We start from the raw sequence: 18,589 nt of genomic DNA on the forward strand, positions 1-18,589 counted from the left end.
CAGGCAACCAGAAGCACTGCCAGCCTTGACCCGTTGCGCTCTAACTCACTACGGTCGCAACATGAACGGAACATCCAACCAGCAGACCCACCCCCGTACCTGGCTGATCACCGGCGCGACGTCCGGCATCGGCCGCGAACTGACGCTCCAGGCGCTCCGGAGCGGCGAGGCCGTCGCAGCGCTCGCCCGCGACACCGCCCCCCTGCACGATCTGGCCGAAGAACACGGCGAGCGCCTGCTGACCGTCCGGGCGGACGTCCGCGACGAGCAGGCCGTCCGGGAGGCGGTCGAGCGCTCGCTCGCACGGTTCGGCCGCATCGACGTGGTGGCCAACAACGCCGGCTACGGACTGTTCGGAGCCGTCGAGGAGGCCTCCGACGCGCAGGTCCGCGCCGTGTTCGACACCAACGTCTTCGGAGTCCTCAACGTGCTCCGCGCGACGTTGCCGGTGCTCCGCGCCCAGCGATCCGGGCACGTCCTCCAGGGCTCGTCCGTCTACGGGCAGTCCGCCCATCCCGGCGTGGGGCTGCTGGCCGCGACCAAGCACGCGGTCGAGGGCCTGTCGGACGCGCTGGTGGCCGAGGTCGCGCCGCTCGGCATCAAGGTCACGATCATCCAGCCCGGGATGACGGCGACCCCCTTCCTGGCCAACCTCGAAGTCGCGGACGGCCTGGCCGACTATGACCGGACCGTCCGCGAGGTCCAGAAGGGCATCGGAGCGCTGCCGGCATCCGCGTTCTCCTCCGCGGCGCGGATCGCCGAAGGCATCCGGACCGCCGTCGACAGCCCGAACCCTCCGCTGCGCCTGGCCCTCGGCACCGCCGGCGCCACGGGCATGCGCACCGCGCTGGAGGCACGCACCGCGGACCTGGACGGCTGGAAGCGGGTGACCGACGCCGTCGACAGGTAGCCGCGACTCCCGCCGGGGGCACGAGCGCTGGCGGGCACGGCCGGGTCAGCCCCAGGTGAGCGGGTCCAGACGGAGGTAGAAGCTCAGGCGGTCGTGGTCCAGGGCGATGCCGTACCTGTCGGCGAACGCCGCGTCCGCCGCCCGTGCTTGAACCTCGTCCGCCCAGGTCTCCCGGGCGTTGGCCAGGAGCAGCGCCAGGTCGGCGTAGCGGTCGGCCTGCCCGAGGCGGCCCAGGTCGACGAAGCCGGACACGTCCAGGGTCCGTGGATCGAGCACGATGTTGGGCAGGCAGAGGTCCCCGTGGCAGACGACCGTGTCGGCGGCCTCCTGGTGCAGCCGTCGGGGGACCTCCCGGGTGACGTCGGCCAGCAGTTGCGTGGGCGGCGTGTGCTGCTGCTCGTCGGGGAGGAACTCCGGGTTCACCGCGTCACGGGCCACCACGTCCCGCGCCCGGGCCACCATGGCGTCCAGGTTCCGGCGGAACGGGCATGTCCGAACGGGGACTTCGTGCAGTCGGAGGACCGCGTCCGCGATGCGGTTCCAGGCGCCGCGCAGGTCCTCGGGCGACACCTGATCGGCGGGTGTGCCACGGACGGCACTGGTGACCAGGCAGGCGCCCGCCTCGCCGTCGGACCAGTCGAGCACGCGCGGACCGGGTACGCCCTGGCCGTCCAGCCAGACGATCCGATCTCGCTCGGCCGTCAGGTCGGCCGCGCCGTCGGCGGGTACGCACTTGGCGAACCTGCCGGCGTCGGCACTGCGGTAGACGAAGGCGCCCGACTCGCCGGTGGTGACAGGCCGCCACGCGCCGCCGATGCCGAACAGCGCCGGCGAAACGGACCCGGATCCGCATTCGGAGCGATCGTCCATGGCGACAACTCTAGCCAGGTCGATGTCCCGGCCCGGCACCGGTCTTCTCGTCGGACGCCGGTGGGGCGGTCGCGGCGGGATGCCGCGACCACCCCACCGGTCACGTTGGTGTCGTCAGCCGTGGTGGCGACGGCGGCGGGTGAGGGCGACGGTGGCGCCGCCGAGGATCAGCAGGGTGCCGCTGATCGCCGCCGTGGTGAGCACGGTGGTACCGGTGTCGGCGAGGATGCCCGAGGGCTGCCGGGGCGTCGAGGCCGCCGCCCCGCGCGCCGGGCTCGCCGTCGCCGTCCGGCCCGGCTGCCCCCGCCGCCCCGCCCGGCCCCGCCGTCCCGGCGGCGCGGCGGGCCTCGGCGCCGGAGCGGATCGGCCCGTCGTCGCCGAACTCGCTGGCCAGCCGGACGAAGGAGGCGGAGTCGCCCTCCTGCTCGGGCAGCAGCCGGATCCGGCCGAGGTCCTGGCGGTCGATCCGGTCGGCGACGACGCACAGCCGGTCGGACTGGATGTCGTCGTCGTAGGCGATGTGCAGGAAGCGGTCGCCGACCTGGACGGAGTTGGGGCGCGACAGCGCGGCGTCCGCGAAGGCGGGCGCGGCGGTGGCGGAGCCGGACAGCGCGGTGCCGTTCCTGAGCAGGCGTTCGATGTTGGCGCCGAGCCGCTGGTTGAACATCCGCAGGACGATGCGGATGCCGGGGTTGTGGCCCTGGGCGAAGAGCGCGGCGTGGATGTTCTCCTGGTCGTTGCCGTCGACGAAGGCGATCCCGCGGTCGGTCTCCACCCGGGCGGCGCGCAGGGCCTCCACGGTGACGCTGCCGTACTCGACGACGGCGGCGACGCCCGCCAGTTGTTCGATCCGGGGCGCGTGGTCGCGGAGGCGGTCCGGGACGAGGACGACGACCGGGACGTCGTAGTGCTCGACGAGTTCGTGGGCCAGGCGGTGGGCGAGCGCGTTGCCGCCGCAGACGATGTAGTGCTGGCTGATCGGCTCGACCGGAGGGGTCCCCCACCCTTCAGAAGTCATATCGGTGGATCCTATGGGCGCCGGGTGATCCGTACATGACGTGCAGGCGTCCTGCGGGGAAACCGTCCCGGGGGAAACCCGGGGGCGGGATGCCCGGGAAACCCGGGGAACCCGGGTGGTCGCCCGAACGGGTGTATCCGGCGGGCGGCCCGGGGCGGGCGCGTCCATCGTGAGGAACGCCCGCCGCCCCGACTCCCTGGAGGACGCCACCGTGGTCTCCCCGATCATCACCCCCGACGGCACCCCGGTCCGGGGCCCGCTCGGGCTGCTCGCCAAGGCCGCCTGGCAGGTCCTGCTGGTCGCCGGACTCGTCTCGCTCGGCCTCGGGATCGTCGTGTTCGCCTGGCCGGAGGAGACGCTGCTGGTGGTCGGCGTGCTGTTCGGCGTCTACCTGCTGGTCATCGGCGTCGTGCAGCTGGTCGCCGCGTTCGGCACGCACGCCACCACCGCGATGCGGGTGCTGGCGTTCGTCAGCGGCGCGATCTGCGTGCTGCTCGGCCTGCTGTGCTTCCGCAGCGCGGCGCAGTCGGTGCTCCTGCTGGCGATCTGGATCGGCATCGGCTGGCTGTTCCGGGGCATCACGCAGCTCGCCGCCGCCATCTCCGACGAGACCATGCCGGCCCGCGGCTGGCAGGCGTTCGCCGGTGTGGCGAACACGCTGGCCGGTGTGCTGCTGATGGTCTGGCCGGCCGGTTCGATCACCGCGCTGACCGTGCTGGCCGGCTGCTGGCTGGTGATCCTGGGGCTGATCGAGATCGTCACGGCCTTCCAGGTGCGCAGCACGGCGAAGCGGATCCCCTCGGGAGTCTGAGGCCCCGAGGGGATCGGGGGCGCTCAGCGCCAGAGCGGCTCGTCCGTGCCCCAGCGCCCCGGCGGCCGCGCCCAGTCGGCCGGGGCGCCCGCGTACCCGACGGGCGGCAGCGCGTGCCGCAGCCGCCCGTAGGGCGTGTCGGTCTCGGTGAGCCACCGGGCGGGGTCGTAGGGCTCGTCGCTGGGCAGGACGTGCGGGTCGGCGGTGGGGGCGATGCCGTGCAGCAGCCAGGAGGCGGTGCCGGCCAGGGAGTAGCGCAGGTGGCGCCCGCCGGGGCGGCCGGTGCGCTGCTCGGTGAGGGCGCGCAGCACGCCGGCCGCGATCAGGTAGCCGGTGCCGTGGTCGAGGGCCTGGGCGGGCAGGGCGCCGGGGCGGCCGTCGCCGCCGGCCTCGGTGGCGGCGATGCCGACGCCCGCCTGGACCAGGCTGTCGAAGCCGCGCCGGTCGGCCCAGGGGCCGGTCCAGCCCCAGGCGTTCAGCTGGACGGCGATCAGGCCCGGCCGGCGGGCGAGCAGGGCCTCGGGGGCCAGGCCGTACGCGTCCAGCGCGCCGGGGCGGTAGGCGGTGACGACGGCGTCGGCGGTGGCGAGCAGGTCCTCGAAGGCGGCCCGGTCGGTGCTCCGGGCGAGGTCGAGGCGCGCGGAGCGCTTGCCGAAGCCGGTGTCGGCGTGGGCGTCGTCGGCCTCGGGCAGGCGCGGCGAGTCGACGCGCAGCACGTCGGCGCCGAGCAGGGCGAGGGTGCGGGTGGCGACGGGGCCGGCGATCACCCGGGTGAGGTCGAGCACGCGGATCCCGGCGGCGGGCAGGTCGGCGGGGGCGAGCGGCCGGGGCGCGGCCTCGTCGAGGACGCGGGCCTCGACCAGCGGCAGCCGGGTGTCCCGGACGGGCGCGACCGCGACGGCGAGCGCCCCCGCCGCGTACGCGCGCTCCTGGACGGCGGCGGCCGGCCGTTCGCGCAGGACGGCGGCGAGCCGCTCGGGCCCGGAGTCGTCGGGCAGGCCGAGGGCGGTGAGCAGCCGGTCGCGGTGGTGGGGGTAGTTGGCGTGGGTGCGCAGCCAGCCGTCGGCGGTCGGCCAGAAGCCGGAGAGCGGGGCGAAGGAGACCGGGGCGCGGCCGTCGATCCGCAGGTGGCGTTCGCTGACGAAGGCCGTGGCGACGGCGCCCTGGTCGATCCGCACCCGCGGGACGGGGCCGGCGCAGCGCAGCGCGGCGAGTTCGGCGGCGGCCAGGGAGCAGGCGGCGACGGTGGCCCGGGCCAGCCGCCGCACCGGCAGCCGGGAGGGCAGCACCGCGTCGGGGCCGTGGAAGGAGACCCGCTCCAGCAGGGCGGAGGGCCCGCCGAGGGCGTGCCAGGCGTCGGCGGTGGGGCCGTCGGCGGTGGGCGGCGGGGTGCCGGGGCCGGGCGGTGCGGGGAGCGAACGGTCGGTCATGTCGGCATTGTGCTCCGCGTGGTGGGTAGGCGCAGTGACGTCCACCACCGCGACCCTCAGGAGGACCGGCATGGCCCCGCCCCGTCCCGTCCCGGCGCCCGGGATCCGGCGCCTCGACCTCGGCTACTTCGTCCGCCCCGCCGAGGAGGCGGGCACTCCGGAGCCCCGGGTGGAGGCGGTGCTGGCGTACCTGGTGCGCCGGCCGGAGGGGCTGCTGCTGTTCGACACCGGCCTCGGCGAGGGCGATCCGGAGGCGGACGCGCACTACCGCCCGGTGCGGCGTCCGCTGACGGCGGCGCTGGCGGCGGCGGGGGTGGCACCGGGCGACGTCGACGTGGTCGTCAACTGCCATCTGCACTTCGACCACTGCGGCGGCAATCCGCTGCTGGCCGGGGTGCCGGTGTGGACGCAGGCGGCGGAGCGGGCGGCGGCCGCGGCGGGCGGGTACACGATCGACGCGCTGGTGGACTTCGCGGGCGTCCGCTACCGGGAGCTGGACGGGGAGGCGGAGGTGTGGCCGGGTGTGCGGGTGGTGCCGACGCCCGGGCACACCGCCGGGCACCAGTCGCTGGTGGTGGCCGGTCCTGACGGCTGCACGGTGCTGGCGGGGCAGGCGTTCGACACCGCGTCCGGGTACGGCGCGGCGGTGCTGGCGCGGCGGGCGGCCCGGGAGGGCGCGGTCGGCGCGCCGCTGCCCGGGTACCCGGCCTGGCTGGACCGGTTGACGGCGTTCGGCCCGCGCCGGGTGCTGTTCGCGCACGACCACGCGGTCTGGGAGCCGGCCGGGCCGGTGTGAGGCCCGCAGGGCGCTCGGGAGAGGCGTTCGGGAGAGGCGTTCGGAGGGGGCGCTCGGGAGAGGCGTTCAGAACGTGTGTTCAGAAGGTGAAGCGGAGCGAGCGGATCCGGTGGTCGAAGCTGGACGGGACGAACTCCGGCTCGCCGACCGAGCGGGTCTCGGGGAGCCGGGTGAACAGCTCGCGGTAGAGCACCTTCATCTCCTGGCGGGCGAGGTGCGCGCCGAGGCAGTAGTGCGGCCCGCCGCCGCCGAAGCCGAGGTGGGGGTTGGGGCTGCGGGTGATGTCGAAGGCCTCGGGGTCGGGGAAGACCGTCTCGTCGCGGTTGGCGGAGCCGTAGTAGAGCACCGCCTTCTCGCCCGCCCGCAGCAGCGGGCCGTCGGGGCCGCCGAGCCGGTGGTCGACGGCCAGGGTGCGGCGGAACTGGATGATCGGCGTGGAGTGCCGGACGATCTCGTCGACCGCGCCGCCGAGGTTCCCGTCGAGGTCGCCGAGGAGCAGCGCGCGCTGCTCGGGGTGCGCGGTGAGCAGGTGGAGGCCGTGCGCGAGGGCGTTGCGGGTGGTCTCGACGCCGGCGACGAGCAGCAGGGAGAAGAAGGCGCCGAGTTCGCGGCCGGTGAGGCGGCGGCCGTCGACGTCGGCGGTGACCAGCGCGGAGATCAGGTCGTCGGTGGGCCGGCGGCGGCGTTCGCGTCCGAGGTCGGCCACCATGCCCTGCATCCGGGCCAGGGCGCGCAGGCCGCGGCCGGGCATCCGCAGCCGCTGGCGCAGCGGGCGCTGGACGCCGGTGTGCTCGGAGGCGTGGTCGACCTGGTGGAGGATGGCGCGCCGGGGCTCCTCCGGGATGCCCATCATGTTGCAGATCACCCGGAAGGGGAGCTCGGCGGCCACCGCGTTGACGAAGTCGGCGGGTCGCTCGCGTTCCACCCGGTCGACCAGGTCGGCGGCGACCAGGCGGATGTCGTCCTCGACCCGGGAGACGAGGCGCGGGGTGAAGGCGCGGGAGACGATGCGGCGCAGCTGGGCGTGCCGGGGGTCGTCCAGGTTCACCATCGAGTCGCCGAACAGCAGGCGGACCCAGCGGGCGGGTTCGGGGGTGGTGACGCCGGGTCCGCTGAGGAAGACGGCGGGGTTGCGGCTGGCCTCGACGACGTCGGCGTGCCGGACGAGGGCGTGGAAGCCCGGGGCCTCACCGAAGCGGGCCGGGGCGGGCAGGCGGCGCAGTTCGGCGAAGGCGGCGGCGCGGGCCCGGTCGGGCAGCCGCCAGAACGCCGGATCGGCGAGGTCGGCGGCGGGCGCCGGGGTGGTGGGCCCTGGGGCGGCGGGCGCCGGGGTGGCGGGCGCCGGGGTGGCGGGGGCCTCGCCGGGGGCGGCCTCGGGTGCGGTGGTGTCCATGCCGGGTCTCCTGTCGTCTGTCGCCGTCGGTGCCCGTGTGCGCGACGTCACATCCAGGGGCGTCACATTCAGTACGCATCAGTACGGAGGTGTCAAACCGATATGACGGTATGAAGAGCGCATCTTCCGGGACCGATCCGGCACGCTCCGCCCAGGCGGCCTCACTCACCGTCGGGATCCGGCCACCCCACCGTCACCTCTCTCATCACCGCCCCCACCCGTCCCGGGCGGCGGGGGCGCCCGAACGGCTTGCCCGGACGGGCCGCCCCGGAGGCGACCGACATGCGCGGACGGGGGCGGAACCGGCCAATACCGGAGGGTGCGGTACAGGTCTTCGGGGGCGGGTGCGACGATGAGTGTCATCGTGATGACCGACCGGATCCGCTCGCTGCGCGCCGTGGTCTTCGCCGCGCTCTGCGTGGCGCTGGCCGCCACGGCGCACGTCGCCATGGCCGGTTCCGGGGTCTCGGCCCCGGTCCTGGCGGGCGCGTTCGGTCTCACCCTCGGCGTCACCTGGCTGCTGGCCGGCCAGCGGCGGGGGCTCACGGTGATCAGCTGCTGGATGGTGGCCGCGCAGACGGCGCTGCACCTGACCTTCGAACAGGCGGGCTCGCTGTTCGGCGGCGGCCTCACCAGCACGCCGCGGACGGACTGGGCCTCGCTGCTGCTGTGCAACCCGGAGGCGACGCCGCCCGGGCTGTCCTCGGACGACCTGGCGCTGATGGCCGGTCTGGACCCGGACGTCCCGCCGTCCGGCATGGCGGCCACCCTCCCCGTGCACGCCCACGCGCACGGCGCGGCGGCGGCCACCCCGGATCTCTCCTCCGCCGCGGGCGCGCCGGTGCCGGGCTCGGGCTCGACGGCCGCCTCCGCGTCCGGGATGGCCGGGCACGGGATGAACGGCATGAGCGGTACGGGCGGCATGGGCGGCCACGACATGGCCGCGCACGGCATGTCGACCGGCATGATCGCCGCCCATGTGCTCGCCGCGCTGGCCTGCGCGCTGCTGCTCTGGCGCGGCGAGACGGCGCTGGTGCGGCTGTTCGAACTGCTCGGCGCGCTGGGCGCGGTGCTGGCGGGCGCGCTGCTGACGCCGCTGCTCGTGCTGTTCGGCCGCCCGGCCGGCTACCGGCCGCCGGACGGCCCCAGACCCGTCGGCCACCGGGCCCGGCTGCCGCGGTCGGTACTGCTCTCGCACGCCCTGGCCCGCCGCGGGCCTCCCCCGGCCGCGTTCGCCCACTGACGCGCCCGCCGCCGTTCCCGGACACCACCGGTGTCCGCCGCGCGGTGGGCAGGTCGCCCCGCGCCGCAGCCGCGCCGCCGGGTACCGCCGCCCGTCCCCCCGGTGTCCGCCGACCGACCGTGCTCCACCGCCGCCTCGCGCCTGCCGCCGGGTCGGCCGTGGGACGCCACGGCCGGCCGGTGCGCCGGGGCCGGGGTGCCGGGTACCGGCGGAGTCCGCTGCCGTCGCCGGGGTCCGGGCCCGCGCGCGCCGACCCGTACCCGCCGCTCCGCCGGCCGGGGCCGAGCCGGGGTCGCGCGACCGCCCACCGACGCCGGCGGTGCCGCCCGCAGCGGCACCGCACCCCGTCTTCCTCTCAGGACCTCTTCATGCCTGACTTCGACGGCGCACCGGCCACGCCCGGCGCCACCGTCCTACCGCGTCCGCCCGTCGTCCCCCTGCCCGGGACGGCCTCCTCCGGCTCCACCCTCACCGACCGCGCCGCGTCCCTCCGCGCCGGCCTGACCCGCGCCACGCTCTTCCGTGTCACGCTCTTCCGCGCCGAGGCGCGCGAGGAGCCTGGCGGTCCAGTCCGCCGACGGCTCCTCGGCTCCCTCCGCGAGCAGCGGGCCGCGCAGCCGCTCCGCCCGCTCCAGCCACTCCCGGCAGGCCGCGCACCGCGCGACATGACCGTCCAGCCGGTGGCCCGGCACACCGGCCGGTTCGCCGTCGAGGCGGGCGGACAGAGCGGTACGGAGTTGCGCGCATCTCATATGACCATCGTCCCGTACCACCTCCGAGGTGGTAGCGAGCGGGTGGGGGGCCGTCGTGGATGACGAGCAGCTGACCGCGCTCGCCCTGGCCGCCCGCGAGGGCCGGCCCGCCGACGTCGAGGCCTTCGTCCGGGCCACCCAGCGGGACGTGTGGCGGTTCGTCGCCCACCTCACCGATGTGCAGTCCGCCGACGACCTCGCCCAGGAGACCTTCCTGCGGGCCCTGCGCAGCCTTCCCGGGTTCGCCGGGCGGTCCTCCGCCCGCACCTGGCTGCTGTCCATCGCCCGGCGGACCGTCATCGACCGCTACCGCACCGCCGCCGCCCGGCCGCGCTGCGCCGCTCTGCCGGACTGGCAGGAGGCCGCCGAGCGGCAGGGCACCGTGCCCACCGCGGGCTTCGAGGACGGCGTGGCGCTCGGCGACCTGCTGGACCGGGTGCCCGCCCAGCGGCGCGAGGCCTTCGTGCTCACCCAGGTCGTCGGACTGAGTTACGCCGAGGCCGCCGAGGTGGCCGGCTGCCCGGTCGGCACCGTCCGCTCCCGGGTGGCCCGGGCGCGCGAGGAACTGATAGCCCGGCTGCGGGCGGCCGAGGCCGGCGACCCGGTCCCGGTCCCGCCCGCCGAACTGGCGGCCGTCGGCTGACCCGGCGGCGGGCCGACGGACCGGCGGCCCGCGACAGCACCCCAGGACACCGGCCGACTGACAGCTGACGGATGACAGATTTCAGAATCTGTCATCTGTCAGCTGTTATCCGTCAGCTGTCAGTCGAGAGGGAGTTCCGTGCGGGTCGCCCACCGCGCGGCAGGTCCGTCGCCGCCGGCCGACACAGGGGCGCCGAAAACCGCAGGAAGATCCCCGAGACCGTCGGCTGCCTCAGGAACAAGAACGGCCGCCCGGGCCGCGACACCGCCGTGGCCGCAGGACGGCCGATCGCCACGGGCCTCGTGCGCGGGCGCCTGCCGCCACCCGATCGGCGACCCCCTGGACATCACCGGAGCCCGATGGTCACCGGCCGGCGCCGAAGCCGACCCAAGACTCCGCGACCCGCTCGCCAACGGCGACTTCGACCGCCACCGACTCGCCGCTTGATCCACGAGGCCGCTCCCAGCCATCCGCACCCGCCGCGCGACGTCCGCAACCCCGGCCCCAGTGACGCCCGCGGGAGCGCGCGCACCACCGACGGATGCGTCACACGTGCGCGTTCTACGCGTTCGGGTCCCAGTCCGCGAGCCGCTCCATCGGCTCGGTGTCGCCGGAGGTCTCCAGGCCGTCGAGCGGGGTGCGCGCGTAGAAGTAGAGGACCAGTTCGCCCGCCGCGCCTCGCATCACCATGTCGCCCGGCTCCGCGTCGGCGGCGAGGTCGTCGCAGTGGACGCCGTCGGCGTTGAGGGTCAGGCGCCAGGAGCGGCCCTCGGTCGCGTGCAGGTCGATGGTCGCCGGCTTGAACGGCCACGGGACGGACGTCGCCGAGACGGTCGTCAGGAACTCGTCGACGCCCTCGACCGCGACGTCCGTCGGCAGCGGCTGCGCGGCGCCCTGGGTGAGCTGGACGTCGTAGGTGTGGACGGCGATCTCCTGGATCTGGTGCCGGGCCACGGCTCCGCTGGTCTCCGGGGCCTGCGAGCGGCCCCACCAGGTCCAGCAGCCGCGGTCCGGGCCGGCCTCGCGCAGCGCGTCGAGCATGAGCCCGGTCGACTCGGCGAGCCAGGCGTCCAGGGCTTCGCGGTCGCGGGGCGCGGTCGGCGCGCCCTTCGGGTCCGTCCTCGCCGGGGGCTCGGCGCCCGGGCCCGCCGCGACGATGGCGGCCTGGCGGCGGCGGCCGTCGCCGAGGTGCTGCGCCAGTTCGCGCAGCGTCCAGTCCGGACAGCTCGGGACCTGGACGTCAAGGTCGGGGGCGGACGCGATCGCGGCGCGGAACGCGGCCGAGCGGTCTTCGATCAGCCGCAGGACCTCGGGGAACTCCAAGATTTTTTGCACGCCGGTTGTGTACCACGGCGCTCCGACCGCCGGGTAGCGAATTTGTCGGACGAACGCGTCGGCGGCCGGGCGGCGCCGGGCCCGGCGGTCCCCGTCATGGTCGGAGACCCCTGTGCAGCCAGCCTCCGGCAGCTCCCGACCTGACGCCCCTCGGGGACCGACCTGTTTTCGCCGGTGTTCCCGGCATCCGAGTGATGGAGACTCGAACAGTTCTCGTCGCCGTGGCGGTCGACCGGGTCCGTGGCCCTCCTGCGGTCAACCGCCCGTTCCCACAAAGGAAGCGATCACATGATGCGTCCGTTACGCGCCCTCGGCCTGACCGTCCTCCTCGCGGTCATGTCCCTCACCGCGGCTCCGTCCGCGGGCGCCGTCCCCGCTCAGGACCCCGCTCAGGCCCCCGCCGCGGGCACGCGGGCGCTCACGCCCGTCGGGGGCGGCACGGGGATCATCTTCCGGCTGAAGCCGACGCCGGAGGCCCCCACGAGCTGGTACCTCTGTACCCTCACCGCGGTCGGCCGCGACGCAGCGGGCAACCTGGTGGGCCTGACCAACGCCCACTGCCTCATCGACGCGCAGGGCAACAAGCTCGTCGGCGAACAGATCTACCGGGACACCTCGCCGGCGGGGACGGCCCTCGCCCCGGCCGACGTCAACGCCAGCCGCCCCGACCTGGAGACGGGGGCCATCGGCACGGTGACGTACGTCAGTACGCCCAACAACCTGCTCAGCACCGGGCCCAAGGGCCTGGACTACGCGGTGATCAAGCTGGACGAGAGCCGGGTCGCCCCCACCGACACCGTGGGCTCGGTGACCATCACGTCGATCGGGGCGCCGCCCGCCAACGGGACCCGGATGTGCAAGCAGGGCCACCGGACCGGCCTCACCTGCGGCATCAAGCTCGGCACCAACGGAATCTGGTTCACCCACCTCGTCTTCACCAACTCCGGCGACTCCGGCTCCCCCGTCGTGGACGGCCAGACGCTGGTCGGCAACGCGTTCGGCGCCCAGCACAGTTCGCCGATCCTGAGCATCATCGACGAGATGAACACCGTCGGCGGGGTCGGCGCCGGCTTCCACCTCGCGACCTGATCCGCTCCGGAGTCCTCCGGCGGGCCCCCGGGCTCAAGATCGGCCAACGCCGTCATGATCCGGCCAACCCGTAAAAATCCCCCACCTGTTCGGAACTCGCGCCGAGGTGCCTCCGACTGCTGTACCGGACGCCGCCGCCGAGGTGGTGTCCGGACGGCACGGGGGAACGGAGGATGACCCATGGCAACGCAGCAGTCGCCCGCCACCAGCACACCGGGTGACAGGCCGGCCGGGGCGGCGGTGGACCGGTGGAGCCTGGTCTTCGCCGCCGGCCTGATCTCCTTCGTCGCGATGCTCGACATGAACGTCGTGAACCTCGCGCTCACGGACATCGCGAACGCCCTCGACGTCTCCCCCACCACCGCCCAGTGGGCCGTGCTCGGCTACCAGCTCCCCCTGGTCGCCCTCCTGCTGCCCGCCGGGCGGTGGCTGGACCAAGTCGGCCTGCGCGCCGCCCTGTTGCTGTCCGTCGCCTGCTTCGCGCTCTGCAGCGCGCTGGCCGCCGCCGCCCCCTGGGCGAGCTGGCTGATCGCCGCCCGCCTCGCCCAGGGCGCCTTCGGCGCCGTGCTGTTCGTCCTCATGCCGGTCCTCGCCGCCACCGCCGTCCGCCCGGAACTGCGCGGACGGGCGATGAGCGTGCCCGCCACCCTGGGCCCGCTGGGCGCCGTCCTCGGCCCGGTGATCGGCGGCCTGCTGCTGGACCACGTCGGCTGGCGGGCGATCTTCCTGGTCAAGCTGCCGATCTGCCTGGCCGCCTGGCTGATCGCCCGCCGCGACGCCCCGCGCGGCGGCGGCCGACTGCGCATGCCCGACCGTGGCTCGCTCGCCGACGCCGCGCTGATCGGCTCGGCCGTCGCCGCCGTGCTGCTCGGCCTCACCCTCGCGCCCGACGCGCCGCTCTGGCTGCTGCTCGCGCTGCCCTCCGTGCCGCTGGTGCTGTTCTGGCTGCGCCGCCCCGGCGGGCGCCCGGTCGCCACCGTCATGCGCGCCTCCGGCACCGCCCCCGTGAACGGCTCGGTGCTGGCCCTCGCCGCCGGCTTCGCCGCCAACCACTTCCTGCTCGCCCAGTACCTGCGCCGGGAGGACGGGGTGAGCGCCACCACCACGGCGCTCACCATGCTGGCGTTCCCGCTCGGCATGGTGGTGGCCGGCCGCTTCGGCGGGCGGCTCGCGGACCGCTGGGGCGCCCGCCCGACGGCGCTCACCGGCGCCGCCGTGACCGCCCTCGGCATGCTGCTGCTCATCCCGGTGGACACCGACTGGACCTCGCCCGACATCGCCTGGCGGCTCGCCGTGGCGGGCGTCGGCATGGGCCTCAACGGCGGCCCGGTCCAGGCCCTGGTGATGACCTCGGCCCCGCCGGACCAGCTCGCCACCGCCGGCTCGGCCGTCCAGCTGTCCCGCAGCCTCGGCTTCGCGCTCGGCCCCGCGCTGGGCACCGCCGCCACCCTGTACGGCACCACCGAGATCGCCGGCGTGCGGGCCGGTCTCACCCTCGCCACGGTCGCCGCGGCGACCGCCGTGGCCCTGCTGACCCTGCACCACCGCACCAAAAGCACCAACCGCAACAACAGCACCAGCCCCACCAAGGGCGCCAAAGGCCCCGGGCCCTCCGACGGCTCCCTGAGCACCGCAAGCACCGAGAGCACCGCCGAGACCGACCGGACGATCAGCAGCCGGACGTGATGCACCGTCACTCACCCGACTGCACACGGCAGATCCATACCGGAGGAACAACCGCAATGACCGACACCGTCCACGACCCGACCGCGGCGGGCGAGACGCCCGACGGGCCCCGCTGCCCGTTCGGCTACGACGAACTCCCCGACCCCGTACCGCTGTTCGGCCAGGAGTACAAGAGCGACCCCTACCCGCTGTACCGGCGGATGCGGGCGGCGGGCCCCGTCCACCGGGTGACCTTCCCGAGCGGCGTCGGCGCCTGGCTGGTCACCGGCTACAAGGCCGCGCACGAGGCGCTCAACGACCCCCGGCTCGGCAAGAACCACGAGCTCGGCAACGAAGGCTGGCGCCGGCTCGCCTCGATCATGCCCGAGCCGCAGCACTCCCAGCTCCAGGTGCACCTGCTGCACCAGGACCCGCCGAAGCACACCACGATGCGCAAGCTCGTCCTGGACGCCTTCTCACCGCGCCGGGTGGAGTCGCTGCGCCCGCGCATCCAGGAGCTCGCCGACGCGCTGGTCGACGAGCTGCCGCCGACCGCCCCGGCCGGCGGCAGCGACCTGGTGGCCGGCTTCGCGGCCCACTACCCCTTCCGGGTGCTGGCCGAGGTGATCGGCCTCCCCCAGGAGCTGGCCGTCAGGTTCGACCGCGACTGGGGCAAGGTGGTGCAACCGGTCGGCCCGCAGGACCCGGGCCGACCGGCGTACGAGGGCCGGCTGCGCGGTCTGCAGACCTACATCGCCGAGGTGGTCGCGCACAAGCGCGCCACCTACGATCCCAGCGGGCCCGACGTGGACCTGCTCGGCCGGCTCGTCACCGCCTGCGACACCGGCGTGCTGAGCCCCGAGGAGCTCGACTCCATGGTGTTCCAGCTGCTGGTCGCCGGCCAGGAGCCGGTCACCAACCAGATCACCACCATGCTGATCACCCTGCTGCGCCACCCGGAGCAGCTCGACCGGCTGCGCACCGCCCTCGACCCCGACGCACCCACCGCCGAGCCGGGCCTGCTCACCCGGGCGATCGAGGAACTGCTGCGCTACGACGGCGCGTTCGAGCTCACCACCTGGCGCTTCTTCGCCGAGGACAGCGACCTGCACGGGACCACCGTCCCGGCCGGCGACTCGGTGATCGTCTCGCTCGGCGCCGCCAACCGCGACGAGGAGCAGTTCCCGGACACCGACGTCCTGGACTTCGACCGCTCCCCCAACGCCCACCTGGCCTTCGGTCACGGCATCCACTTCTGCCCCGGCGCCGCCCTGGCCCGGGCCGAGCTGCAGATCGCCATCGCCACCCTGCTCACCCGGCTGCCCGGGCTGCGCCCGTCCGCCGCCGACGACGAGCGCATCGACGCGCTCGCCTGGGTACCCGCCGTCCTGGCCCGCGGGGTGAACAGCCTCCCGGTCGCCTACGACCGGCGGATCTGAGCGCCTGCGAAAGGCCGACCACGCCTCTCCCTGCATCCACCACAGCGTCCCGGCGTCCACCGCCGGGGCGTGGCTCCGCCTGCCCGAAGCCCGTTCACCGTTCCGTGGAGGACCACCATGCCGCGCGCCGGCACCGTCACCGACAACTCCAGCACCCCTCAGGCTGACAGCAACGAGGGCACCGTGACCACCACGCACACCATCGCGCACACCAGCACCGGTTACACCGCCCCCGACCAGCAGACCGTCGCCCGGATCTCCGCCGAGATCCTCGACCTGCTGCTCCCGCACCGCCGCGCCTCGGACCCCGAGGTCGACGCGACGCCCGCCGACTTCCCGCTCCAGATGGAGCAGTTGGCGGACTTCATCACGGCCGGTGACCCGATCCTGTTCACCCTGCCCGGGTTCCCCTGCAAGTCCCCCAACCTCGCCAAGGTGCTCGGCCACCTGCCCGACGAGGGCGAGCGGCTCTCCCTCACCTTCCTCAACCGGCTCGCCGAGGAGATCGGCAAGCTCTACGAGCCCGGTGCCAAGATCCTGATCTGCTCCGACGGCCACATCTTCGGCGACCTCATCCATGTCCCCGACGACCACATCGACCAGTACTCCGACGAGCTGGCCGCGCTGATCGAGCGCGAGGGCCTGACCAACCTCGACACCTTCGACCTGCGCGCCGTCCTCGGCGACCTGCCCTTCGACGAGAAGCGCGCCCGGGTGCACGCCAAGTACGCGCCCACCAAGGAGGAGCTGCGCGAGCAGGTGCTGACCGACGAGGAGACCGCCAAGCTCTATCGCGGCATCACCCGCTTCCTCACCGAGGACACCTCCGGCTGGACCGGCACCAAGTCCGCCCTGCAGCGCGACTGCCGCCAGCGCGCCTACGGCGTCATCCAGCGCAGCCGCGCCTGGGGCGACCTCATCGCCGAGCAGCACCCCCGCTCGTTCCGGCTCTCCATCCACCCGCAGAAGGTCGGCGTGCTGAAGTTCGGCATCCGGCTGCTGGAGCACACCGACATGTGGATGACGCCGTGGCACTCCTCGGTGCTCCACCGCCAGGACGGCGAGTGGGAGCTGCTGCGCAGCGAGGAGGCCGCCAAGGTCGGCCGGCTCGTCGAGCGCAACGGCCGGCCGAGCCACTACGAGACCTCCTGACACTCGACCGAGGCCGGGGCGGCGGCGACCGGGTGTTGCGAGGACACCCGGACGGCCGCCGCCCCGGCCAGTGACGCGCCCGGACCGGCAGGCGCCGGCTCCGGCAGCTCCGAGGGCTCCGGCAACTCCGGGGACTGCGGCAGCTCCGGGGCCGGTGCGCCGACCGGCGAGCGGTGGTCGAACGCGATCAACGGGTCACCCGTGAGCGGGTGCTCGATCACCGCCGCCCGCACACCGAACACCTCGGCGAGCAGCTCGGCGGTCAGCACCTCGCGCGGCTCCCCCGAGGCGACCAGCGCGCCGCGGTGCAGCACGTGCAGCCGGTCGCACACCGAGGCGGCCGCGTTCAGGTCGTGCAGCGCGACCAGCGTGGTGCGCCGCTGTTCGCGCAGCAGGGCGAGCAGCTCCACCTGGTGCCGCACGTCCAGGTGGTTGGTCGGCTCGTCCAGCACCAGGACGTCCGGCTGCTGCGCCAAGGCCCGTGCCAGCAGGACCCGTTGACGCTCCCCGCCGGAGAGCTGGGCGAACCGGCGGTCCGGCGCGTGCGCCATCCCGACCCGGTCCAGCGCCTCACCGACCAGCCGGTGGTCCTCGGCGTCGTCCCTGGCGAACGCCCGCTTGTACGGGGTGCGGCCCATCGCGACCACCTCGCGGACGGTCAACTCGAAGTCCCCGCCGCGCTCCTGGGGCAGCGCCCCGATGTGCCGGGCGGACTGCGCCGGGCTCAGCTCGGACAACTCCCGCCCGGCCAGCAGCACCCGGCCCGCGCTCGGCCGCAGGTGCCGGTACACGGTGCGCAGCAGGCTGGACTTGCCGCTGCCGTTGGGACCGACCAGCCCGGCGATCTCGCCCTCCTTGGCGACCAGGTGGACGCCGGCCACCACGGTCCGCCCGGCCAGGGCGACGCTCACGTCTTCGACGGCGATCCTCAATTCCGCTCCAGTCGTCGGTCCAGCAGGTAGAGGAGGGTGGGGGCGCCGAGCAGGGCGGTGACCACGCCGATGGGCACTTCCTGGCCGTCCAGCGCGGTGCGGGCGATCAGGTCGACGACCACCAGCAGCACGGCGCCGGTGAGGGCGGACAGCGGCAGCAGCCGGCGGTGGTCGCCGCCGACCAGCAGCCGGCACACGTGCGGGACCATCAGCCCGACGAAGCCGATCGCCCCGGAGACGGCGACCAGCACGCCGGTGAGCACGCTGGTGACGGCGAAGATCTCGCGGCGCAGCCGGGTCACGTCGATGCCGAGGCCGGCCGCCGTCTCGTCGCCCATCAGCATGGCGTTGAGCCCCCGGGCACGGCCCTGGAGCAGGGCCAGCCCGAGGGCCACGGAGACGGCGGGGACGGCGAGCTGGCCCCAGGTGGCGCCGCTCAGGCTGCCCATCAGCCAGAACAGCACGCCGCGGGTCTGCTGCTCGTCGCCGGTCTGCAGCACGAGGTAGCTGGTGAGGCCGGTGAGGAACTGGCCGATGCCGATGCCGGCGAGCACCAGGCGTAAGGGGGAGAACCCGCCGCCGCGCCGGGCCAGCAGCCACACCAGCGAGAACGCGGCGAGCGCGCCGAGGAAGGCGGCCACCGAGACGGTGATCCCGGCGATGCCGCCGATGGTCAGCTCCAGGCCGAGGCCGGTGCCGAGCACGATCACGCCGACCGCGCCGAGCGAGGCCCCGGAGGAGATGCCGAGCAGGTACGGGTCGGCGAGCGGATTGCGGACCAGGGCCTGCACGGCGGTGCCGACCACGCCCAGGCCCGCCCCGACCACGGCCGCCAGCAGGGCGCGCGGTACCCGCAGTTGCCAGACGATGAGGTCCCGGGTGCCGGGCGCCGGGTGCTGCCCGGTGAGCCGGCGGCCGACCACCTCCCACACCTCGCCGGGCGGGATGTCCACCGCGCCGAGCGAGACGGCGGCGGTCAGCGCGAGGACCAGGGCGGCGGTGAGCACGGCGGCGAGCGGTCCGGCGCGCAGGGCGCGGACGCGCCTCTCGGGGGCGTCGGCGCCCCCGAGCGCGGCGGGCGCCTCGTCGACGGTGCTGGCCCGGGCCATCG

General features: G+C 74.8%; 17 protein-coding genes. 9 read left to right on the forward strand and 8 right to left on the reverse strand.

The features are described from left to right. The first annotated feature begins 61 nt into the window (after positions 1 to 61). Complete coding sequence (locus ABT238_RS13425) at positions 62 to 910, forward strand: SDR family NAD(P)-dependent oxidoreductase (protein WP_350757355.1); 849 nt, start codon at positions 62 to 64, stop codon at positions 908 to 910. A 45-nt stretch (positions 911 to 955) separates the two neighbouring features. On the opposite strand, the gene ABT238_RS13430 is transcribed toward ABT238_RS13425, so the two are convergent. Next, positions 956 to 1,780: an APH(3'') family aminoglycoside O-phosphotransferase gene (locus ABT238_RS13430; RefSeq protein WP_350561044.1), complete on the reverse strand. Its 825-nt coding sequence runs from the start codon at positions 1,778 to 1,780 to the stop codon at positions 956 to 958. Positions 1,781 to 1,880: 100 nt separating this feature from the next. Continuing rightward, a complete protein-coding gene (locus ABT238_RS13435; RefSeq protein ID WP_350561046.1) occupies positions 1,881 to 2,798 on the reverse strand; it encodes an NAD-binding protein in 918 nt (305 codons plus the stop codon). Between the two features lie 169 nt (positions 2,799 to 2,967). On the opposite strand from ABT238_RS13435, the gene ABT238_RS13440 reads away from it, so the two are divergent. Continuing rightward, positions 2,968 to 3,609: an HdeD family acid-resistance protein gene (locus tag ABT238_RS13440; protein WP_350561048.1), complete on the forward strand. Its 642-nt coding sequence runs from the start codon at positions 2,968 to 2,970 to the stop codon at positions 3,607 to 3,609. 23 nt (positions 3,610 to 3,632) lie between these two features. On the opposite strand, the gene ABT238_RS13445 is transcribed toward ABT238_RS13440, so the two are convergent. Then, positions 3,633 to 5,039: a CoA transferase gene (locus tag ABT238_RS13445; protein WP_350757359.1), complete on the reverse strand. Its 1,407-nt coding sequence runs from the start codon at positions 5,037 to 5,039 to the stop codon at positions 3,633 to 3,635. A 70-nt stretch (positions 5,040 to 5,109) separates the two neighbouring features. Here ABT238_RS13445 and ABT238_RS13450 point away from each other — a divergent pair, with 70 nt between their 5' ends. Then, the gene (locus tag ABT238_RS13450; RefSeq protein ID WP_350561052.1) at positions 5,110 to 5,835 is read left to right on the forward strand and encodes an MBL fold metallo-hydrolase; all 726 of its coding nucleotides are present in this window, start codon (positions 5,110 to 5,112) and stop codon (positions 5,833 to 5,835) included. A 79-nt stretch (positions 5,836 to 5,914) separates the two neighbouring features. Here ABT238_RS13450 and ABT238_RS13455 read toward each other — a convergent pair whose 3' ends face one another. After that, the gene (locus ABT238_RS13455) at positions 5,915 to 7,228 is read right to left on the reverse strand and encodes a cytochrome P450 (RefSeq protein ID WP_350757362.1); all 1,314 of its coding nucleotides are present in this window, start codon (positions 7,226 to 7,228) and stop codon (positions 5,915 to 5,917) included. A gap of 352 nt (positions 7,229 to 7,580) precedes the next feature. On the opposite strand from ABT238_RS13455, the gene ABT238_RS13460 reads away from it, so the two are divergent. After that, positions 7,581 to 8,471, forward strand: coding sequence for a hypothetical protein (locus ABT238_RS13460; RefSeq protein WP_350757367.1), 891 nt, complete (start codon positions 7,581 to 7,583; stop codon positions 8,469 to 8,471). Between the two features lie 413 nt (positions 8,472 to 8,884). Here the strand turns inward: ABT238_RS13460 and ABT238_RS13465 are convergent, their stop codons facing one another. Further along, complete coding sequence (locus ABT238_RS13465; RefSeq protein WP_350757370.1) at positions 8,885 to 9,223, reverse strand: zf-HC2 domain-containing protein; 339 nt, start codon at positions 9,221 to 9,223, stop codon at positions 8,885 to 8,887. Positions 9,224 to 9,278: 55 nt separating this feature from the next. Here ABT238_RS13465 and ABT238_RS13470 point away from each other — a divergent pair, with 55 nt between their 5' ends. Next, the gene (locus tag ABT238_RS13470) at positions 9,279 to 9,866 is read left to right on the forward strand and encodes a sigma-70 family RNA polymerase sigma factor (RefSeq protein WP_350561060.1); all 588 of its coding nucleotides are present in this window, start codon (positions 9,279 to 9,281) and stop codon (positions 9,864 to 9,866) included. A 561-nt stretch (positions 9,867 to 10,427) separates the two neighbouring features. On the opposite strand, the gene ABT238_RS13480 is transcribed toward ABT238_RS13470, so the two are convergent. Then, a complete protein-coding gene (locus ABT238_RS13480; RefSeq protein ID WP_350757373.1) occupies positions 10,428 to 11,201 on the reverse strand; it encodes a maleylpyruvate isomerase family mycothiol-dependent enzyme in 774 nt (257 codons plus the stop codon). Between the two features lie 288 nt (positions 11,202 to 11,489). On the opposite strand from ABT238_RS13480, the gene ABT238_RS13485 reads away from it, so the two are divergent. The 4 genes from ABT238_RS13485 to ABT238_RS13500 all read left to right on the forward strand — a co-directional run bounded on the left by ABT238_RS13485 (position 11,490) and on the right by ABT238_RS13500 (position 16,546). Then, entirely contained in the window at positions 11,490 to 12,290 is an 801-nt protein-coding gene (locus ABT238_RS13485; protein WP_350561064.1) for a trypsin-like peptidase domain-containing protein, read from the forward strand. Positions 12,291 to 12,470: 180 nt separating this feature from the next. Next, positions 12,471 to 13,976 (forward strand): MFS transporter, encoded by a 1,506-nt coding sequence (locus ABT238_RS13490; RefSeq protein WP_350757376.1) that lies wholly within the window; start codon positions 12,471 to 12,473, stop codon positions 13,974 to 13,976. Between the two features lie 56 nt (positions 13,977 to 14,032). After that, positions 14,033 to 15,394 carry a cytochrome P450 family protein gene (locus ABT238_RS13495; RefSeq protein ID WP_350561068.1) on the forward strand — a complete coding sequence of 454 codons (1,362 nt, stop codon included), beginning with the start codon at positions 14,033 to 14,035 and terminating at the stop codon, positions 15,392 to 15,394. A 117-nt stretch (positions 15,395 to 15,511) separates the two neighbouring features. Further along, on the forward strand, positions 15,512 to 16,546 hold the full coding sequence (locus tag ABT238_RS13500) for an L-tyrosine/L-tryptophan isonitrile synthase family protein (protein ID WP_350561070.1): 1,035 nt from the start codon (positions 15,512 to 15,514) through the stop codon (positions 16,544 to 16,546). On the opposite strand, the gene ABT238_RS13505 is transcribed toward ABT238_RS13500, so the two are convergent. Together ABT238_RS13505 and ABT238_RS13510 are read right to left on the reverse strand one after the other, a co-directional pair. Next, a complete protein-coding gene (locus ABT238_RS13505; RefSeq protein WP_502891427.1) occupies positions 16,531 to 17,457 on the reverse strand; it encodes an ABC transporter ATP-binding protein in 927 nt (308 codons plus the stop codon). The two genes, ABT238_RS13500 and ABT238_RS13505, sit on opposite strands and share 16 nt — an antisense overlap. Positions 17,458 to 17,474: 17 nt before the next feature. Then, on the reverse strand, positions 17,475 to 18,587 hold the full coding sequence (locus ABT238_RS13510; protein WP_350561074.1) for a FecCD family ABC transporter permease: 1,113 nt from the start codon (positions 18,585 to 18,587) through the stop codon (positions 17,475 to 17,477). Positions 18,588 to 18,589 lie beyond the last annotated feature (2 nt).

It is taken from the genome of Kitasatospora sp. NPDC001527 (assembly GCF_040298605.1).
Taxonomy (GTDB): domain Bacteria; phylum Actinomycetota; class Actinomycetes; order Streptomycetales; family Streptomycetaceae; genus Kitasatospora.